Origin of the sequence: Puia sp. (assembly GCF_035546395.1) — a bacterium.
GTDB lineage: Bacteria > Bacteroidota > Bacteroidia > Chitinophagales > Chitinophagaceae > Puia.
Map to the genome: position 1 here is coordinate 81180 of NZ_DASZXR010000005.1, position 15959 is coordinate 97138.

Consider the following 15959-nt stretch of genomic DNA (forward strand, 5'->3'; position numbering starts at 1 on the left):
GGCGTCATCGGATCCGCCTCAGCCGCCCACCATTAACCTCCCCACTCCGATCCTTACACGGATCGCTCACCACCGTGAACGAGACCGAATCTTCCCCATAAAACTTCAAAAGATATCGACCCGCGACGGACATCCCGCAATTCTTATCATACAGCGAGATCGTATCCGCATTCAAAACATACCGGCCCTCATTCTCAGTAGAAGTAGCCGTATACACCTTGAACGCGCCGTCGGCACCGAAGTCGACCCATACCTTCCCGTTATCCGGTCCACCGGCAAACCAATGGCCGACAAGGGAAGGCGAAAAAAGCGGCATCGGCAATGCCATGATGAAGACAAAGGCGTAGAGAAGTTGTTTGACCATAAGCGGGAGTTTTAGTCAAAATAGCCGATTTCGAAAAGGCCCGAAGAAAATTTCGCTCAACGGCAACGTTTCCTCGCTGAATAACCCCATTCCCACGCCGGCCTGCAAGACGTTCCGGTACAGTATTTGCAACAGAGAGAAGAATCCAATTCAATATGAAAAACATCCTGTTCCTCAGCCTGTTACTGCTCGCCGCCTGCTCGAAGAAATCCTCCAACAGCCCGACAACCGGCGGCAATGATCCAAAAACACCCGATGGCAGCACTTCCGCCTGCGTGACCCAGCCTTCGGACGTAAATTCCCTAAGTATCTTTCCTTCCGACAACGCCTGGAACGCGGATATCTCCAATGTGGCCGTTGATGACAACAGCGCGCAAATTCTATCGGCTTATGCCGGCACCGGTCTGCACCCCGATTTCGGCAGCGGCCTATGGGATGGCGCGCCGATCGGCATCCCCTTTACAGTCGTGTGTGCAAGCCAGCCGAAGGTAAGCATCGTGTATCGCAAGAACAGCTATGACGGCAACTATGGCGACGAGAGCGACCCGGGTCCCTACCCGATTCCGCTCAACGCGCCCATCGAAGGCAACGCTACCGGTGACGCACACGTCATCGCCGTAGACAAAGACAACGGTATCCTGTATGAGTTATACAACGCCTCCATCAACAATGGCCATTGGGAAGCCTCCAGCGGCGCCGTCTTTCATTTCAATTCAGATGCCTTGCGGCCCGATGGATGGACATCCGCCGATGCCGCCGGTCTTCCCATCTTCCCCGGCCTCGTGCGTTACGACGAAGTCGCAAAAGGCGCCATCACCCACGCCCTACGCTTCACCCTCGCCAAAAACCATGTAAAGCCCGGCCACATCGCCCCGGCGCGTCACGACGTCGCCAGTACCGGCGGCCAATATTCGATTCCCTTCGGCGCGAAGATCCGGCTGAAAGCTTCTGTCGATATTACCGGCTATCCCGCAACCGTGCAGGTGATCCTCAAGGCAATGAAAAAATACGGACTGATCCTCGCCGATATCGGCAGCGACATGTACGTCTCCGGCGCCCCGGACAATCGATGGAATAACGATGATTTATCAACTCTAAACAAGATCAAGGCATCGGATTTCGAAGTAGTAAAATCCTAAAGGTGCTCCGACTATCGTCAACGCATTCTTTATATCTACCATGCTTTCATGAATACGCTCGAGGGACTCCACCCCGGCTTTCTTGAACTGGGGCCAGCCCTTATCCCACAACATCTGACCCAACTTGGGCACCGAAGGACCTCATGACCCTCGCCGGAACGCCCGCCACTACCGTATTCGCAGGAACATCCCGGGAAACCACCGATCCCGCCGCCACGACCGCATTTTCGCCAACGGTTACCCCCGATAGTATCGTCGCCCCCGCGCCGATCCATGCCCCGCGTCGTATCACAACCGGCTTGGCGATCAACGCCCTCCGATCCCCGGGATCCAACGGGTGACTCTCCGTCACAATATTCACCCTGGGTCCGATCTGGACATCGTCCTCGATGGTAATGCCGCCAAGATCCAGGAAAGAGCATGCATGATTGATGAATACGTTCTTGCCGATAATGATAAAGGCGCCCAGGTTGGTATAGAAAGGGGAAAACAAGGTGGTACTGGGGTCGATAGTGGCACCGATGATCTCGCCCAAAAAGAACCGAACCCGGTCCAGGTCGGTTGCCGTATTGAGTAGTTGAGATAGTCCCCTGGTCCTCTTCACTCCTTCAGTTATTTTATGATATTCGGGATCATCCATTCGGATCGGCTGACCTGACTGAAGCCGCTGAAAGATGTCCGGGGATGCAACATTGCGTTTCATGATACAAATTTCGCCGGAAACGCCGCGACCCCATTTATACACGATCTGGATTATTTTACCATTTTTGCTGTTTTTGACAAAAGGCGGCGAAACCGCGGAAGTTTGGGATAATTTTGCAGGACAAACAGCCCACTATGGAGCCAGTCATCCGAATCGATACGGTGCGGAACTACAATGATTGCATTGGCGTAGACACGCTTCACCCGCTCGTTAGCGTAATCGACTTCAATGAAGTGCCAAAAGTCATCAATTTCCGGATGTTTATGGGCATTTATGCTTTGTTTCTGAAGAACATCAAGTGCGGAGATATGATATACGGCTGCCAACCCTATGACTATGAAGATGGCACGCTGGTATTTGTTTCCCCCGGCCAGGTCTATGGCATCGACAGCAAAGGCGTAGCCAGGGTGCCCTCCGGATATGCACTCGTTTTTCATCCCGATCTGATCAAGGGTACGAGCCTTGGCCGGAATATAAAGTACTACACCTTCTTTTCATACGCCGTCAGGGAGGCGCTGCATTTATCGAAAAAGGAAAGAAGTATAATCGTGGACTCCCTGGAAAAAATTGCCTCGGAACTGAAGTCTAATCTCGACAAGCACAGCAAAACATTGATCTCGACCAATATCCAACTGATGTTGGACTATTGTATGCGATTTTATGACCGCCAGTTTATAACCAGGAATAACACCAACAAGGATATCCTCGTACGGTTTGAGCAGCTGCTGAATGAATATTTTGAATCCGAAAAGGCCCGGGACCTGGGTACGCCGAATGTGACGTATTGCGCGGAACAATTGCATCTTTCGCCCAGCTATTTTGGCGACCTCATAAAAAAAGAAACCGGCAGCACAGCCCTCGACTACATTCAAAACCGAACGATCGATGAAGCCAGGACAAGGCTTTTCGATACGACCAGGTCCATCAACGACATAGCCTTCGACCTGGGATTTAAATACCAGCAGCATTTTACGCGCCTGTTCAAGCAAAAGACGGGTATGACGCCGTTGGAATATAGAAACGATAATTAAAAAAGAGTAATAAAATGCAGATAAATAGAGCAGGTTCACAGCCTTCCGGTAAAGGCCCGGAAGATTGGTTCACAGGAACAGTACGCATAGACCCGTTGTTTCAGCCAATCGCCCCTGCCCGCGCCGCCGGCAATACCGTAACTTTCGAGCCGGGCGCCAGAACGGCCTGGCATACCCACCCGCTCGGGCAAACGCTGATCGTGACGGCAGGACTGGGTTGGGTCCAGCGGGACGGTGGCCCGGTAGAAGAGATCCGGCCGGCGACGTAGTCTGGTTTCAGCCGGGTGAAAAGCACTGGCATGGGGCCTCCCCGGCGACGGCAATGACACATATCGCCATCCAGGAAGGCCTCGACGGCAAAATGGTAGACTGGATGGAAAAGGTTTCAGAAACCCAGTATAAAAGGTCTTAAACTCCATAGCGATGAAAAGCAACAAATCATTCTTGCAGACGGCATCAGTCCTGGTCGGTTTCTTATTGTTGGGAACAAACGCCCGTGCGCAGGAGGGCAGGGTAATTCAATTGGCTAAACTGGAAATCGATTCCGCAAAGTTGGAAACCTACAAAGCGAATCTAAAGGAAGGAATCGAGACAGCATTGAAATTGGAACCCGGCGTTATAATGCTCTATGCTGTCTCGGAAAAAGACCATCCTACCTCTATAACTATCCTGGAAATATACGCCGATTCAGCAGCCTACCGGGCGCATTTACGAACGGCGCATTTTCTGAAATACAAATCGGCGACAGCGGCGATGGTGAAACGCCTGGAATTGGTGCCGGCGATACCCGTGATGCAGGATGCGAATATCACCAGGTTACAAAAAGCCACAGGTCAGCCGGCAAAATGATTCTTCAAAAGATACTCCCTACTCTCCCCGATCGCCCGCCATACATCCGTCGCCACAACATCCATCTCGATCACCATCCACTCGATATGCCCCCGCGCCGCCCTCGCGATAGCCGGCACATCCTGCGTTCCCCGCCCCAATGGCACCATCGGGTCCGGCTTGTCCCTGACCAACGCATCATTATACACCGCCGGACCATCCTTCATGTGCAACAATTTCGCCCGGTCCCCAAACCGGGAAATAATAGCCGCCGGATCATGCCCCGCCACCTTGATCCAATACGCATCCAATTCGAAGAACACATCCGGGCTCACCCCCTCCAATAACCACTCAAAGACAAACCGCCCCCCGACTTTATTCCGATATTCCCACCAGTGATTATGCAACCCGAATTGCAAACCCCTCGATTTCGCAAAGGCGCCGGCCTCATTGTAAATATGGATCAGTTCCTTCGTTCCCCCAAGACTGCTGTACCGTTTGTCCTCCGGCCACCCATGCCAGATCATCCGCCGGCACCCAAACGCTTCCGCCGTCTCCAGCATCGCCGCCTTCTTATCCCCCAAGGGAATCTCGACATGACTCGAACACACGCTCAGCCCCGCATTCCGCAACGCTTTCGCCGCCTGCGCCACCGAAACGCCCTTCGGCCAAAAAGCCGTCTCGACCGTCTTTACCCCAAGCGAGGCCAGCCGGCGAAAAGCCCCCGGCATATCCCGCGCGATCTCATCGCGGATCGTATAAAGCTGAACAGCAATTTTGGGCGCGCCGGCAACAAAGGCCGGCCCAAAAGTGGCGGCCGGGACGACAAACGACGGCAACGCCGCCGCAATCGTAGCAGAGCCGCTCAAAAAAAGGAATTCGCGGCGGTTAAAGGTCTTTTGCATAAGAGAAAGATACAAAAAAACAAGCTGCTATCCATTCACGACCTCTCCCCCATTGCAAGAATATTCAGTAGGCCGAACTCCTTCACCGGCAATCACCTCGACGGCGGTGAGGAATTGATCCTGCTGCGCCGGGCCGTGGACGTGATCAGCGCAGCCTGTCTTGATACCCTCTCCGCTCATGGCGGAGAGGGACATCTCTTGGATAGGCAGGCTCACGCCCGCATGTCTTTAGCAACGGCCCGTCGGCCAACGATACATACGGTAGCAGATATATCTTGCAACAAGTAACGTGTTGACGATACGGATCTCGGGCGCCGGCGTGGGAACCGCAGCAAAAGGCCGACCCAGGCGGCGCGTGTCTGGAAATCCAGGTCGGGCATATAGGTAAAAAAGGATGTTTCAAAAAGAGAAGAGCGGGTCGGAAACGGCTACCAGTAGGGGTGACTTGAATGACGTTAGTCGCGCAAAACCCGGACCAAGGCTCATTTTACCCAAAATACGCCCCGCAAACCATCCGATCGGTGCGTTTCGGGGATTCCTTTCCATAAGTAGGGCAATTATTACGCAGGCCGTAGGGAATCATCCGCGTCGGACGGTCCCATGGCACCACTGTTTCATCGGTATGCCGGGAACAAAAACAGGCCGGCGCGCGCCCGGGCAGCCGCATCCCCGGAGCCAATCCGGCAAACAACACAAGCGAAAGGATTACCACATAAGAAAAGGCCGCGAAACCTACATCATCGTTGTATTGATCGTTACAGCGCTGATCGCATTTTTCACGGCCTTTAATGGCCGCCTTCCTCCTTCCCTTCTTCGCGAATCATCCCAGGCTCTTCCTGACCGAAAAGGATATCAGGGGTGAGGAATAACGCCTAATCCCCCTCATTCCCCGTCTCCCGCGCCGGAGCTCGCGCCGCTCTCTTCACCCATCTCCTCCTCTTCCTCCTCACCAATTTTCCCTTCCTCTTCTTCTCCCATTGCCTCCATGCTTTCCAGCTCAGCCTCGATGTTGATGTACTCCTCCGCAATATCGGTCAACAGGTTGTCCGTGATCTCCTCCTCCACCAGCGTCCGGTCCAGCAGATCGGCCTCTTCATATAAACCCATCGTGATGGCAAAGGTGACCAGACCGCCATAGGTGGCGATCTCATAGTGCTCGGCCTTCTGCGCACCCATGATCAGCGCGGCGTCGCGCGTCAGGCTGCCCTCCTCCGTTTCTTCGATGATCTCCTTTACCTCCCGGATGATCCCCTCTATCGCCTCGCATCGCTTTCCCTCCGGCCGCATGTCCAGCCTCTCGAACACCTTTTCCAGTCTCCGCGCATGCCGCTCGGTCTGATGAAGATGGTCCTCGAATGCATCCCGTAATTCCTCCGTCGTCGCCGCATCCCGCATCGTAGCCAACGCCTGGACCAGTTTCCGCTCCGCATAATAGATATCCTTTAACTGATCGGTAAAGAATTTATGCAGATACTGCTGTCCATCCATCCGTGCGGACCCGGACGACCCGCTCACCCGCTGCGGCCGGTTAGCCTGGCCGCCCTGCAGGCCCGATTCTCTTTCCTGTCGGCTGGACTCGCCCCCCCGCCGGCTGCTCCGCCCCTCCGTCCGGCTTGATCCTTGGGCCCGGCTGGAACTCCTGCCGTTACCCTGTGTCTTGCTCGACGAACGCTTGCTGTTGCTGCGGCTGCTACCCTGGTTACGGCTCGCTGTCTTGCCGCCCCGCGATTTTGTTGATGTCTGTGCCATAAGATATTTTTATTTGATCAATTAGAATTTGGATCGACGCTCTCGACCCGCTCAACGCCCGCGGGAGCTGCGGCCGCCCGAACTGCTACGCGCCCCGTGACCCGATCTCCCACTGCGGCTCGTAAACTGCCCGCTCGCATTCCTGGCCTGGCCACCCGAACGGCTGCTTCCCGATGACGAACGGGAATTGCCCCGGCCGGAAGAAGAACGTCCCCTATCCGATGAAGAATGCCGCCTGTCAGAAGACGACCGTCCACGGTCGGAAGAAGACCTGCCCCGCCCGCCTTCATCATGCCCATGCGCGCCTCTCTTCTCATGATACGCCCTTCCCCCTTCACTGGCGATCTCCCGCACCTGGTTACGGTCCATCGACGCAAATCCCCGCCGATTACCGGAAGAAGACCACCCTTGATCACCGGAAGAAGACCACCCTTGATCACTGGAAGAAGACCATCCCCGTTCACCCGAGGAAGACCGGCCACCGGACGACCGCTCGCGATCGCCATAGTCGTCCTCATCATCCTCATAGCGTGAATAAGGCCGCTGGTAACGCCCCTCATCTTCGTCATAATCCTCTTCATAGTCCTCGCCCTCTTCTTCATACCGCGAATAAGGCTGATCATACTCGCGCTCTTCGTCCTCGTTTTGATAACGATCGTCGTAGTCTTCCTCGCCCTGGCGATATCCGCGGCCGCCATAGGAAGACTCTCCACCGCGCCGGCTCACCGATCCGCGCTCGTCCTGGTCCCGTGACCCATAACCGCGTCTGCCTGAATTTCTCGTACTCATACCTGTAGATTTTAATGGTGAAAAAATGGTTTGCAACCGTCGATTGCTTCGGGAAGTCCCGCCGAAAATATTATGCCATCCACTATGCCCCCCATGGCATAGCCCTTGAGGATTTTCGATCATGAATGCTCAACAATACAACAATAAAGTGGTCGTCATCACCGGCGCCACTGGCGGGGTCGGCCGAGCCACCGCTCACGCCTTTGCAAAGCAGGGCGCAGCCATCGCCCTGCTCGCTCGCGGACAACAACAATTGGAAGCAACCCGCAAAGAAGTCGAAGCGCTTGGCGGATCGGCCCTTTGCATCCCTGTCGACGTCGCCGACCCTGACGCTGTGGAAGCGGCGGCCGACAAAGTGGAAAATAGCCTCGGCCCCATCGACGTCTGGGTCAACAACGCGATGGCCAGCGTATTCGCACCGGTCGTAAAGATCAGCCCCGCGGAATACCGCCGCGTCACCGAAGTGACGTATCTCGGCCAGGTATACGGAACGATGGCGGCCCTCAAACGTATGCGACCCCGGGACCGCGGTTCGATCGTGCTGGTAGGCTCGGCACTCGCCTATCGCGGCATTCCCCTGCAATCTGCTTATTGTGGCGCCAAACACGGGATAGAAGGCTTCTATGACTCGCTGCGCTGCGAACTGCTGCACGAGGACAGTAAGATAAACACCTGCATGGTCCAGCTACCGGCCATGGATACCACTCAGTTCGGCTGGGTTCTCAGCCGCCTGCCCAACAAACCAAGACCGATGGGGAAAATATACGAACCCGAAGTGGCGGCCCGCGCGATCCTCTTCGCGGCGGCGCATAACCGAAGAAGCGTCTGGGTCGGCCGCACAACTTATCAGGCGATCATCGGCAACAAGCTCTCTCCGGCCTACGCGGATCATGTCCTCGCCCGCACCGCCTTCAAAGGACAACAGACCAACCAACCCGACGATCCCAACCGCCCCAACAATGTCTGGCAACCGATAGCAGAGGACCGCGGCACGCATGGAGGTTTTTCACAAAAGGCAGCGCACAATAGCATCACCCTGTGGCTGCAAATGCATCGCAACGCCCTGCTGCTGGCCGCCGCAGGCATCGCCGCCGCAACCGGCCTCTGGGCAGCCATGAAAAAAAGACATTGAAGATACCCTTTCTCAGGCATATCAATCTCATCGTGCGCTCGCTTACCCGTCCCCCCACTCCGTAACACGCCTCAGGCTACGCGAAACGCCTCGGCCTCCACCTCGCGAAACACAAGTCCCAGCCCATTCCGGTCAACATCCGGATAGAGACATCCCTGTCGCGGCCGCGCAAATCCATCAAAGAAGCGTTCCTCGATCCGCACATGATCATGGAAATATTCGGCAAGGGAAAAAGAAGACAACGCCATCGCGGCATGAAGGTGCACCGAAGGCGCACAATGACTGGAAAGCGGAATATGAAAGGCCTCCGCCAAATGCCCCGCCTTGACAAAACCGGTTATGCCGCCGCAACGGGTGGCGTCGGCCTGCAGGATATCCACCGCATGCCCCTCCAACAGTCCGCGAAAATCATCCAGCCCATAACTATACTCTCCCGCCACCAGCCTCATCCCTGCCGGCAACTGCTCCCGGATAAAGGCCAGTTGTGGCAGATTGGTCGCAACCACCGGCTCCTCTAGCCAGTTGACGCCATACACGGAAAATCGCTCTGCCTGCCGCAGGGCGTCATTCACGCTGTATGCTCCATTCGCGTCCACGAACAACGCGGCATCCTTTCCGATCGCCTCCCGGGCCGCATCGACCCGCCCGATATCCGCCGCATAGTCCCGGCCGACCTTGATCTTGACGGCGTTGATCCCCTCGCCGATCCATCCATGAAGCTCATCATACAGCTGCTCTTCGGTATAAGAGGTAAAGCCGCCGCTGCCATAGATCGGTACACCGCTCCGCACCTCTCCCAACAACCGGTACAACGGCAGCTCCAACAGCTTTGCCTTCAGGTCCCAAAGCGCAATATCAACCGCCGAGACGGCCATCATCGCCAGCCCGCACTGTCCATCGTTGCGGATCCGAGCGATCATGGCCGATTGCAACGCCGTCGCCTCCATCGGGCTCTTACCCGTTACCATTGGCCCCAGCACCGACAGGATATAGGGCCCTATCGCCGCGCTCCCATACGTATACCCAAGTCCCTCCAGGTCCCCTGCCCTCACCCGGACCAGCACCATCGTGGTTTCTTTCCACTCCAGTGTGCCGTCCGACTCTGCGGCGTCGGTAGGGATCGTATACACGGCAACTCTCAGCTCACTGATTCGGTTGTTCATGACTTATACGGCAGAAAGTTTGCGACGACCTCCTTATAGGTCTCCTTGATCATATCCCAGGCATTCACATCCCCCTTCAGGATAGACGACGTAAAATCTTTGGCCTGCTTGAGCGTGATATGCGGCGGCAACGGCGGCACGCTGGGATCGCTCAGCACATCCAGCACCACCGGCCGGCCTGCGGCAAAAGCCTGTCTCAACGCGGGCCCGATCTCATCCTCCTTCTCCACCCGGATGCCCTCCAGCCCCAGCATCTGCGCATAGGCGGCATAGTTGAACGCCGGAATATCCTGGCTGCCTTCAAACTTGGGGTCCCCGGCCATCACCCGCTGCTCCCAGGTGACCATGTTCAGGTCCTGGTTATTGAGCACGACGATCATCAACCGCGGATCGGTCCACCGCTTATAATACTTGGCGATCGTGATCAGCTCGTTGATGCCCATCATCTGCATCGCGCCGTCCCCGACAAGCGCTATCGGCATCCGGTCCGGGTAAGCGAACTTCGCAGCAATCGCATACGGCACACCCGGACACATGGTCGCGAGGTTGCCCGACAACGACGCCATCATCCCCTCCCGGATCTTCAGGTCCATGGCAAACCAAGTGGCGATCGAACCGCTGTCCGCGGTCAGGATACACCGGTCCGGCAACAGCGGGCTGAGTTCCCAAAAGAATCGCTGGGGGTTGATGGGATGCGCGCTCTTCATCGCCCGCGCCTCCAGCACCTTCCACCACCGGTCGATCTCCTTCTCGATCTTGTCCCGCCAGTCACGGCCGGTCTTTTGCCGCAACAACGGGATCAACGCCCGCAGCGTGCTGCGGCTGTCCCCCTGTAAGTTGACATCCGTAGGATACCGGAGCCCCAGCATCCGCCCGTCGATATCTATCTGTACGGCCTTTACCTTCCCGTCCTTCGGCAAGAATTCCGAGTAGGGAAAAGAAGTCCCCACCATCAGGAGCGTATCGCATTCCTGCATCAGGTCATAGGACGGCTTCGTTCCCAGCAACCCGATACTGCCCGTCACAAAAGGCAATGTGTCCGGCAATACCGCCTTACCCAGCAGCGCCTTGGCCACACCCGCCCCCAGCAGCCCGGCGACTTCGATAAGCTCATCCGCAGCGCCGGCCGCGCCGGCGCCGACCAGCATGGCCACCTTATCGCCCGCATTGAGCAAGTCGGCCGCCTCCTGCAGATCGGCCATCGAAGGCACTATCTCCGGCCGCGCATACCCCATCCCGGTATGCACACTCCCATGCAAATGCGGCGGCTCGGCATAATCCAGCTCCTGTACGTCATTCGGCAGGATCACACCGGTCACCGTCCGGTTGACCTGGGCGATCCGCATCGCCCGGTCGATCAGGTGCCTGGCCTGCGAAGGCTCGTTACACGTGTGCACGTATTCGTGCGCCACGTCCTTGAACAACGCGGCAAGATCCACCTCCTGCTGGTAATCTCCCCCCATCGACATCCGCGCTTGCTGCCCCACGATCGCCACGACAGGCTGATGATCCATCTTGGCGTCATAAAGCCCGTTCAAAAGATGAATGGCCCCCGGCCCCGACGTGGACATACAGACTCCCACCTCATTGGTGAATTTCGCATGACTGCAGGCCATAAAGGCGGCCATCTCCTCATGCCGCGTCTGGATGAAATCGATCCGGTCCTTCGCACGGTTCAACGCTCCCATCACCCCATTGATCCCATCCCCGGGATACCCATAGATCCGTTTGACGCCCCAGGCGATCAACCGCCCGACTATAAAATCACTGACTAGCTGTGCCATAAAAATGATAATTTCGGTTTGCAGCAAGACCGAAATTTTTATGCCATCGGCACGAATCTTGAATAATCTCCGCCATGCCTGCCATAAGAACAGCTCTACTGGAAATATCATTCCTTGACGTTGGACCCCGGCAGGGACCCGTTATCTTCCTCATACACGGCTGGCCCGACGATATCCGCGCATGGTTCAAAGTGGCGCCGTACCTAAACGCAGCGGGCTTCCGCACCATCATCCCCTATCTCCGCGGCTTCGGCCTCACCCGGTTCCTGGCGACAGATACCACCCGCGACGGCCGCGGCATCGCCCTCGCCCAGGACGTCATCGACTTGGCCGACGCCCTCGGGATCAGCGATTTCTTCGTAGCCGGCCACGACTGGGGCGCCCGCGCCGCCTACCTTTTGGCCGCTTTATTCCCCTCCAGGGTGCATAAAATTGCCGCCATGGCGCTGGCCTTCCAACCCCGCGGCGAATTCCCCATCCCCTCCTTTCCACAGGCCCGCCTGTTCTGGTACCAGTGGTTCATGTGCACAGAAGGAGGCGCCGCCGCAGTAAAAAGGGACCCCGTCGGTTTCTCAAAACTCCAATGGGACACCTGGAGTCCCGCCGGCTGGTATGACGAGGAGGAGTTCTTCAAGACGGCGGAAAGCTTCCGCAACCCCGACTGGGCGGCCGTCACCCTCCACGGCTATCGCAGCCGCTTCCTACCCGAACCCATCGACCACCGCTACGACGATCTCCAGCGCCGGATGAGCGGCATCGCCCTGCTGAGTACACCCACCCTGGTCATCAACGGCGCTTCGGACAGCTGCGATCCCCCTTCGTCCTTCGAAGAGGGCGACCATAATTTCGTCGCCGGCTACGAATTACTGACGCTCGACGGCATGGGTCATTTTCCATCCCGCGAAGCACCGGAAACCGTGGCAAAAGCCCTGATCCGGCACTTCAGGAAATAAACCGGGGATACCCTGCAAAGAGTATCCCCGGTCCCGGTCAGATTCAGATTACGCCATTTCCGTGGCAGCCTCGCGGTTGATCCCGGCAGTCGCCAGGCTGGTCAGCTTCTCATCCGCCGCCTTCTCCTCGCTCAACGTCTGACTCAGCAGGTCCGCTATGTCTTCCTTACCCATGTCCTTGGCAAGCTGAACAAGCGCACCATACGTGGCGATCTCATAATGCTCCGCCTTCTGCCCCGCAAAGATCAGCCCGACATCCCGTTGTGCGGTGCCGGTATCCGTTTCATCGATGATCTCCTCCCCTTCCTCGGCAATGCCCTTCAACGCGGGACACTCCTTGGCTTCCGCCTTTTCGCCAAGCAGGTCGAATACCTGCTCGACCCGGGTCACATGATTTTCCGTTTCGGTCAGGTGACTTTGGAACGCAGCGCGCAACTCCTCCGAATGGGCCGCATCCGCCAGCTTCGGCAGCGTCTTGACCAATTTTTTTTCAGCCCAGTAGATGTCCTGCAGCTGCTCGATAAAAAATTCTTTCAGTTTGGAATTCAGCGCAGCTTTTGCTGGATTTTGTTGATTTGTTGCCATATTTGAATTTTTACCAGAATATGTAAAAATTGTGCCACGCCCCCGGACTACGTCAGCCGTTTCCCCACGAGCGACGCCGTTTTCCCACGGATACACCAGCTGAGTGATCCTCACCCCAATGCCCCCCGCACCGGCCATCGGCACGATTATTTGGTCCGCACACTGAATTATTCACTCACTAATAACTCCAACGATGTTCCATCACGTAAAAGACCTTCAGTTCAACGTTCGGGTCTCGAAGCCGGACCCGGCCTTCGCTACCCTGCTGCTCGAACAGTTCGGCGGCGCCAACGGCGAGCTCGCCGCCGCCCTTCGTTATTTTGGCCAGGCATTCGGTGCAAAAAAACCCTATCCGGACAAATACGATCTCCTCATGGATATCGCCACGGAAGAATTCAGTCACCTCGAGATCGTGGGGGCCACCATCCAGCTCCTGCTCACCGGCGTCAACGGCGACCTCAAGAACGCCGCCGACACTTCGGAGATCATGAAGCTGCTCGACGGGAAGGGCGCAAAAGAAGAAATGATCCATCAGGGCATGACGGCCCCGCAATTCCTGGTGGGCAGCGCGGGAACGCCGGCCTTCACGAACAGCCAGGGCGTCCCCTGGACCGCCGCCTACATCAACGGCGACTGCCAGGGCGACCTCAGCAGCGACCTCCGGTCGGACATCGCCGCCGAAACCCGCGCAAAAATGGTGTATGAATACCTCCTGCAATTTACCGAAGACCCCTACGTGAAGGAGACGCTCCGCTTCCTGATGACCCGTGAGGTAGCACACTTCCAGATGTTCGAAGCGGCGCTTTCGACCATCCAGCCCAATTTCCCCCCCGGCGTCCTCCAAAGCGACCCTCGCTTCAGCAACGTCTATTTCAATATGTCGGTCGGCAACGACTACACCGGCCCCTGGAACCAGGGACCCAGCAGCAGGCTGAAAGAAGAAATGCAGGTCGTCGAAGACCCGATCGAATATGTTCTCCAAACCGATGGTCTCCTTTCACACGAAGCAAAAGGCACCACGCGGACCGAAGAGGCCGTGCAGGAGGCCAACCGGCAAACAAGCAAGCTGAAAAGCGCCGAAGTCAACGGCGCATCGTTGCCCGACGGGATTATGCAATGGAACGACCCCCGCGCCGAAGAAAAGGCCGGCCGGCAAGAGACAACGCATAAAAAACAGGGAACTCGTCGTACAAGCCATAGCAGCCCGGGAAGAGACCGCAAATGATTCCCCATTGCCGCCTTTTCACCCCAACAGCTTCTTCAGCGTCAAAGCATCCCGGATCGCGTGAACACCTCCATTGTTATTGAATAATACCCAAGGGGTGTGACCCGCCCTGCTCCATTCGGCACAACGCCGGGCCAGGGCGCGAAGGAACTTCCGCGAATGTCCCGTCGCATAGCTCCCGTCTGGCCCATGGATTCTAGCCATCTTAAGTTTTTTTCTATTTGCTAAAAAGCAAATCCCTTAGCTTTAAATCATGAACAAAACACTCCTGCTCATCGCATCCATCGCCGGGCTAACCCTCTCCTCCTCCGCCCAGCAAACCGCCTACACCCCCTCCCCCCAAAACGAGGCCGCCCGCCAATGGTTCACCGACGCCAAATTCGGCCTCTTCATCCACTGGGGCCCCTTCAGCATCCCCGGCGACGGCGAATGGGTAATGAACAACCGCAACATCACGGTAAAGAATTACACCCGCCTGGAAAAATTCTTCAACCCCATTGACTTCGACGCCCAGGCCTGGGTCGCCCTCGCCAAATCCGCCGGGATGAAATACATTACCCTCATCACCCGCCACCATGACGGCTTCAGCATGTGGGACACGAAATATTCGGATTTCAATATCATGCATACGCCCTACAAAAAAGACATCGTCCGCCTCCTCGCCGACGAATGTCACAAACAGGGCATAAAACTCTTTCTCTATTATTCGCTCCTCGACTGGCGCCGCGATGATTACTCCTGGTGGACCGGCCGCACCGGCAAAGGCACCGGCCGCACCGTCCACGGCGACTGGAACGACTATATCCGGTTCATGAAGAACCAGCTCACCGAACTCCTCACCAACTACGGCTCCATCGGCGGCATCTGGTTTGACGGCTACTGGGATCAGATGGCCGAAGAAAGCAAGGACCGGAAAGACAATGATGTCCGGATAGACTGGCATACCCGCGAGCTTTACGATCTCATCCATAAGCTCCAACCCCAGTGCCTCATCGGCAACAACCACCACATGACGCCCCTCCCCGGCGAAGACTTCCAGATGTTCGAACAGGACGTCCCCGGCGAGAATACCAGCGGCTTAAGTTTCCAAAAGATCTCGGCCCTGCCCCTCGAAACCTGCGCCACTATCAATAATTCCTGGGGATTCAACATCACCGATACGACCTACAAGACCCCGGCACAGATCGTCGCCCTCCTGGTCAAGTCTGCCGGCAACGGGGGCAATCTCCTCCTCAACATCGGCCCCATGCCCAACGGCGAGATCCAACCCGAATTCATCCAGCGCCTCCATTGGATGGGCAGCTGGCTCCAAACCTATGGCCCCTCGATCTATGACACAAAAGGCGGCTATCTCCGGCCCCAAAAATGGGGCTGCCTCACGCAGAACGGCGACAAGCTCTATGTGCATGTCCTCCGGCAGAACGCCGGTAACATCCACCTCGAACAGTTCCCATTCAAATCCATTAAAAAAGCCTATCGTCTGAAAGACAAGACTCCGGTCAATGTAACCGTAAAAGAAGGCGCGGCGGAGATCCCTGCCCAATCCCCCACCGCCGATGATCCGGACGCAGTCGTCGTATTGGAAATCGCCAAATAGCCCGTCGAAGCA

At 56.6% G+C, this 15959-nt stretch carries 18 protein-coding genes; 8 read left to right on the plus strand and 10 right to left on the minus strand.

What is annotated here, in order from left to right; genetic code table 11:
- Nucleotides 1-4 precede the first annotated feature (4 nt).
- Entirely contained in the window at nt 5-364 is a 360-nt protein-coding gene (locus tag VHE34_RS05190) for a hypothetical protein (protein ID WP_325585350.1), read from the minus strand.
- A 155-nt stretch (nt 365-519) separates the two neighbouring features.
- On the opposite strand from VHE34_RS05190, the gene VHE34_RS05195 reads away from it, so the two are divergent.
- Entirely contained in the window at nt 520-1503 is a 984-nt protein-coding gene (locus tag VHE34_RS05195) for a hypothetical protein (RefSeq protein WP_325585352.1), read from the plus strand.
- A gap of 100 nt (nt 1504-1603) precedes the next feature.
- On the opposite strand, the gene VHE34_RS05200 is transcribed toward VHE34_RS05195, so the two are convergent.
- Nucleotides 1604-2206: a sugar O-acetyltransferase gene (locus tag VHE34_RS05200; protein ID WP_325585354.1), complete on the minus strand. Its 603-nt coding sequence runs from the start codon at nt 2204-2206 to the stop codon at nt 1604-1606.
- Nucleotides 2207-2340: 134 nt separating this feature from the next.
- Between VHE34_RS05200 and VHE34_RS05205 the strand changes: the two genes are divergently transcribed.
- The 3 genes from VHE34_RS05205 to VHE34_RS05215 all read left to right on the plus strand — a co-directional run bounded on the left by VHE34_RS05205 (nt 2341) and on the right by VHE34_RS05215 (nt 4086).
- On the plus strand, nt 2341-3237 hold the full coding sequence (locus VHE34_RS05205) for a helix-turn-helix transcriptional regulator (RefSeq protein ID WP_325585356.1): 897 nt from the start codon (nt 2341-2343) through the stop codon (nt 3235-3237).
- A 14-nt stretch (nt 3238-3251) separates the two neighbouring features.
- Nucleotides 3252-3506 (plus strand): cupin domain-containing protein, encoded by a 255-nt coding sequence (locus VHE34_RS05210; protein ID WP_325585358.1) that lies wholly within the window; start codon nt 3252-3254, stop codon nt 3504-3506.
- 154 nt (nt 3507-3660) lie between these two features.
- A complete protein-coding gene (locus VHE34_RS05215; protein WP_325585360.1) occupies nt 3661-4086 on the plus strand; it encodes an antibiotic biosynthesis monooxygenase family protein in 426 nt (141 codons plus the stop codon).
- Here the strand turns inward: VHE34_RS05215 and VHE34_RS05220 are convergent.
- The 4 genes from VHE34_RS05220 to VHE34_RS05235 form a co-directional block, all read right to left on the minus strand.
- The gene (locus VHE34_RS05220; protein WP_325585362.1) at nt 4071-4970 is read right to left on the minus strand and encodes a sugar phosphate isomerase/epimerase; all 900 of its coding nucleotides are present in this window, start codon (nt 4968-4970) and stop codon (nt 4071-4073) included. The genes VHE34_RS05215 and VHE34_RS05220 overlap by 16 nt on opposite strands.
- A 27-nt stretch (nt 4971-4997) precedes the next feature.
- Nucleotides 4998-5186: a hypothetical protein gene (locus VHE34_RS05225; RefSeq protein ID WP_325585364.1), complete on the minus strand. Its 189-nt coding sequence runs from the start codon at nt 5184-5186 to the stop codon at nt 4998-5000.
- 666 nt (nt 5187-5852) lie between these two features.
- Entirely contained in the window at nt 5853-6719 is an 867-nt protein-coding gene (locus tag VHE34_RS05230; RefSeq protein WP_325585366.1) for a ferritin-like domain-containing protein, read from the minus strand.
- 51 nt (nt 6720-6770) lie between these two features.
- Complete coding sequence (locus tag VHE34_RS05235; protein WP_325585368.1) at nt 6771-7508, minus strand: KGG domain-containing protein; 738 nt, start codon at nt 7506-7508, stop codon at nt 6771-6773.
- A 121-nt stretch (nt 7509-7629) separates the two neighbouring features.
- Here VHE34_RS05235 and VHE34_RS05240 point away from each other — a divergent pair, with 121 nt between their 5' ends.
- Nucleotides 7630-8640, plus strand: a complete 1011-nt coding sequence (locus VHE34_RS05240) for an SDR family oxidoreductase (RefSeq protein WP_325585370.1) — start codon at nt 7630-7632, stop codon at nt 8638-8640.
- A 71-nt stretch (nt 8641-8711) separates the two neighbouring features.
- On the opposite strand, the gene VHE34_RS05245 is transcribed toward VHE34_RS05240, so the two are convergent.
- Together VHE34_RS05245 and VHE34_RS05250 are read right to left on the minus strand one after the other, a co-directional pair.
- Nucleotides 8712-9803, minus strand: coding sequence for an enolase C-terminal domain-like protein (locus VHE34_RS05245; RefSeq protein ID WP_325585372.1), 1092 nt, complete (start codon nt 9801-9803; stop codon nt 8712-8714).
- On the minus strand, nt 9800-11587 hold the full coding sequence (locus VHE34_RS05250; RefSeq protein ID WP_325585374.1) for a thiamine pyrophosphate-requiring protein: 1788 nt from the start codon (nt 11585-11587) through the stop codon (nt 9800-9802). The genes VHE34_RS05245 and VHE34_RS05250 overlap by 4 nt, the downstream gene beginning before the upstream one ends.
- A gap of 74 nt (nt 11588-11661) precedes the next feature.
- Between VHE34_RS05250 and VHE34_RS05255 the strand changes: the two genes are divergently transcribed.
- A complete protein-coding gene (locus VHE34_RS05255; RefSeq protein WP_325585377.1) occupies nt 11662-12540 on the plus strand; it encodes an alpha/beta hydrolase in 879 nt (292 codons plus the stop codon).
- A gap of 48 nt (nt 12541-12588) precedes the next feature.
- Here the strand turns inward: VHE34_RS05255 and VHE34_RS05260 are convergent, their stop codons facing one another.
- Entirely contained in the window at nt 12589-13125 is a 537-nt protein-coding gene (locus tag VHE34_RS05260) for a ferritin-like domain-containing protein (protein ID WP_325585379.1), read from the minus strand.
- A 193-nt stretch (nt 13126-13318) separates the two neighbouring features.
- On the opposite strand from VHE34_RS05260, the gene VHE34_RS05265 reads away from it, so the two are divergent.
- The gene (locus VHE34_RS05265) at nt 13319-14350 is read left to right on the plus strand and encodes a manganese catalase family protein (RefSeq protein WP_325585381.1); all 1032 of its coding nucleotides are present in this window, start codon (nt 13319-13321) and stop codon (nt 14348-14350) included.
- Nucleotides 14351-14368: 18 nt separating this feature from the next.
- Here the strand turns inward: VHE34_RS05265 and VHE34_RS05270 are convergent, their stop codons facing one another.
- Nucleotides 14369-14554 (minus strand): DUF72 domain-containing protein, encoded by a 186-nt coding sequence (locus VHE34_RS05270; RefSeq protein ID WP_325585383.1) that lies wholly within the window; start codon nt 14552-14554, stop codon nt 14369-14371.
- A gap of 49 nt (nt 14555-14603) precedes the next feature.
- On the opposite strand from VHE34_RS05270, the gene VHE34_RS05275 reads away from it, so the two are divergent.
- On the plus strand, nt 14604-15947 hold the full coding sequence (locus VHE34_RS05275; protein ID WP_325585384.1) for an alpha-L-fucosidase: 1344 nt from the start codon (nt 14604-14606) through the stop codon (nt 15945-15947).
- The last annotated feature ends 12 nt before the right edge of the window (nt 15948-15959 follow it).

What these genes read in the sequence shown, in the direction of transcription:
- VHE34_RS05245 (WP_325585372.1), bottom strand. Translation starts at nt 9,803, where the DNA reads ATGAACAACCGAATCAGTGAGCTGAGAGTTGCCGTGTATACGATCCCT.
- VHE34_RS05220 (WP_325585362.1), bottom strand. Translation starts at nt 4,970, where the DNA reads ATGCAAAAGACCTTTAACCGCCGCGAATTCCTTTTTTTGAGCGGCTCT.
- VHE34_RS05255 (WP_325585377.1), top strand. Translation starts at nt 11,662, where the DNA reads ATGCCTGCCATAAGAACAGCTCTACTGGAAATATCATTCCTTGACGTT.
- VHE34_RS05260 (WP_325585379.1), bottom strand. Translation starts at nt 13,125, where the DNA reads ATGGCAACAAATCAACAAAATCCAGCAAAAGCTGCGCTGAATTCCAAA.
- VHE34_RS05215 (WP_325585360.1), top strand. Translation starts at nt 3,661, where the DNA reads ATGAAAAGCAACAAATCATTCTTGCAGACGGCATCAGTCCTGGTCGGT.
- VHE34_RS05210 (WP_325585358.1), top strand. Translation starts at nt 3,252, where the DNA reads ATGCAGATAAATAGAGCAGGTTCACAGCCTTCCGGTAAAGGCCCGGAA.
- VHE34_RS05195 (WP_325585352.1), top strand. Translation starts at nt 520, where the DNA reads ATGAAAAACATCCTGTTCCTCAGCCTGTTACTGCTCGCCGCCTGCTCG.
- VHE34_RS05240 (WP_325585370.1), top strand. Translation starts at nt 7,630, where the DNA reads ATGAATGCTCAACAATACAACAATAAAGTGGTCGTCATCACCGGCGCC.
- VHE34_RS05265 (WP_325585381.1), top strand. Translation starts at nt 13,319, where the DNA reads ATGTTCCATCACGTAAAAGACCTTCAGTTCAACGTTCGGGTCTCGAAG.
- VHE34_RS05200 (WP_325585354.1), bottom strand. Translation starts at nt 2,206, where the DNA reads ATGAAACGCAATGTTGCATCCCCGGACATCTTTCAGCGGCTTCAGTCA.
- VHE34_RS05270 (WP_325585383.1), bottom strand. Translation starts at nt 14,554, where the DNA reads ATGGCTAGAATCCATGGGCCAGACGGGAGCTATGCGACGGGACATTCG.
- VHE34_RS05250 (WP_325585374.1), bottom strand. Translation starts at nt 11,587, where the DNA reads ATGGCACAGCTAGTCAGTGATTTTATAGTCGGGCGGTTGATCGCCTGG.
- VHE34_RS05275 (WP_325585384.1), top strand. Translation starts at nt 14,604, where the DNA reads ATGAACAAAACACTCCTGCTCATCGCATCCATCGCCGGGCTAACCCTC.
- VHE34_RS05230 (WP_325585366.1), bottom strand. Translation starts at nt 6,719, where the DNA reads ATGGCACAGACATCAACAAAATCGCGGGGCGGCAAGACAGCGAGCCGT.
- VHE34_RS05190 (WP_325585350.1), bottom strand. Translation starts at nt 364, where the DNA reads ATGGTCAAACAACTTCTCTACGCCTTTGTCTTCATCATGGCATTGCCG.
- VHE34_RS05205 (WP_325585356.1), top strand. Translation starts at nt 2,341, where the DNA reads ATGGAGCCAGTCATCCGAATCGATACGGTGCGGAACTACAATGATTGC.
- VHE34_RS05235 (WP_325585368.1), bottom strand. Translation starts at nt 7,508, where the DNA reads ATGAGTACGAGAAATTCAGGCAGACGCGGTTATGGGTCACGGGACCAG.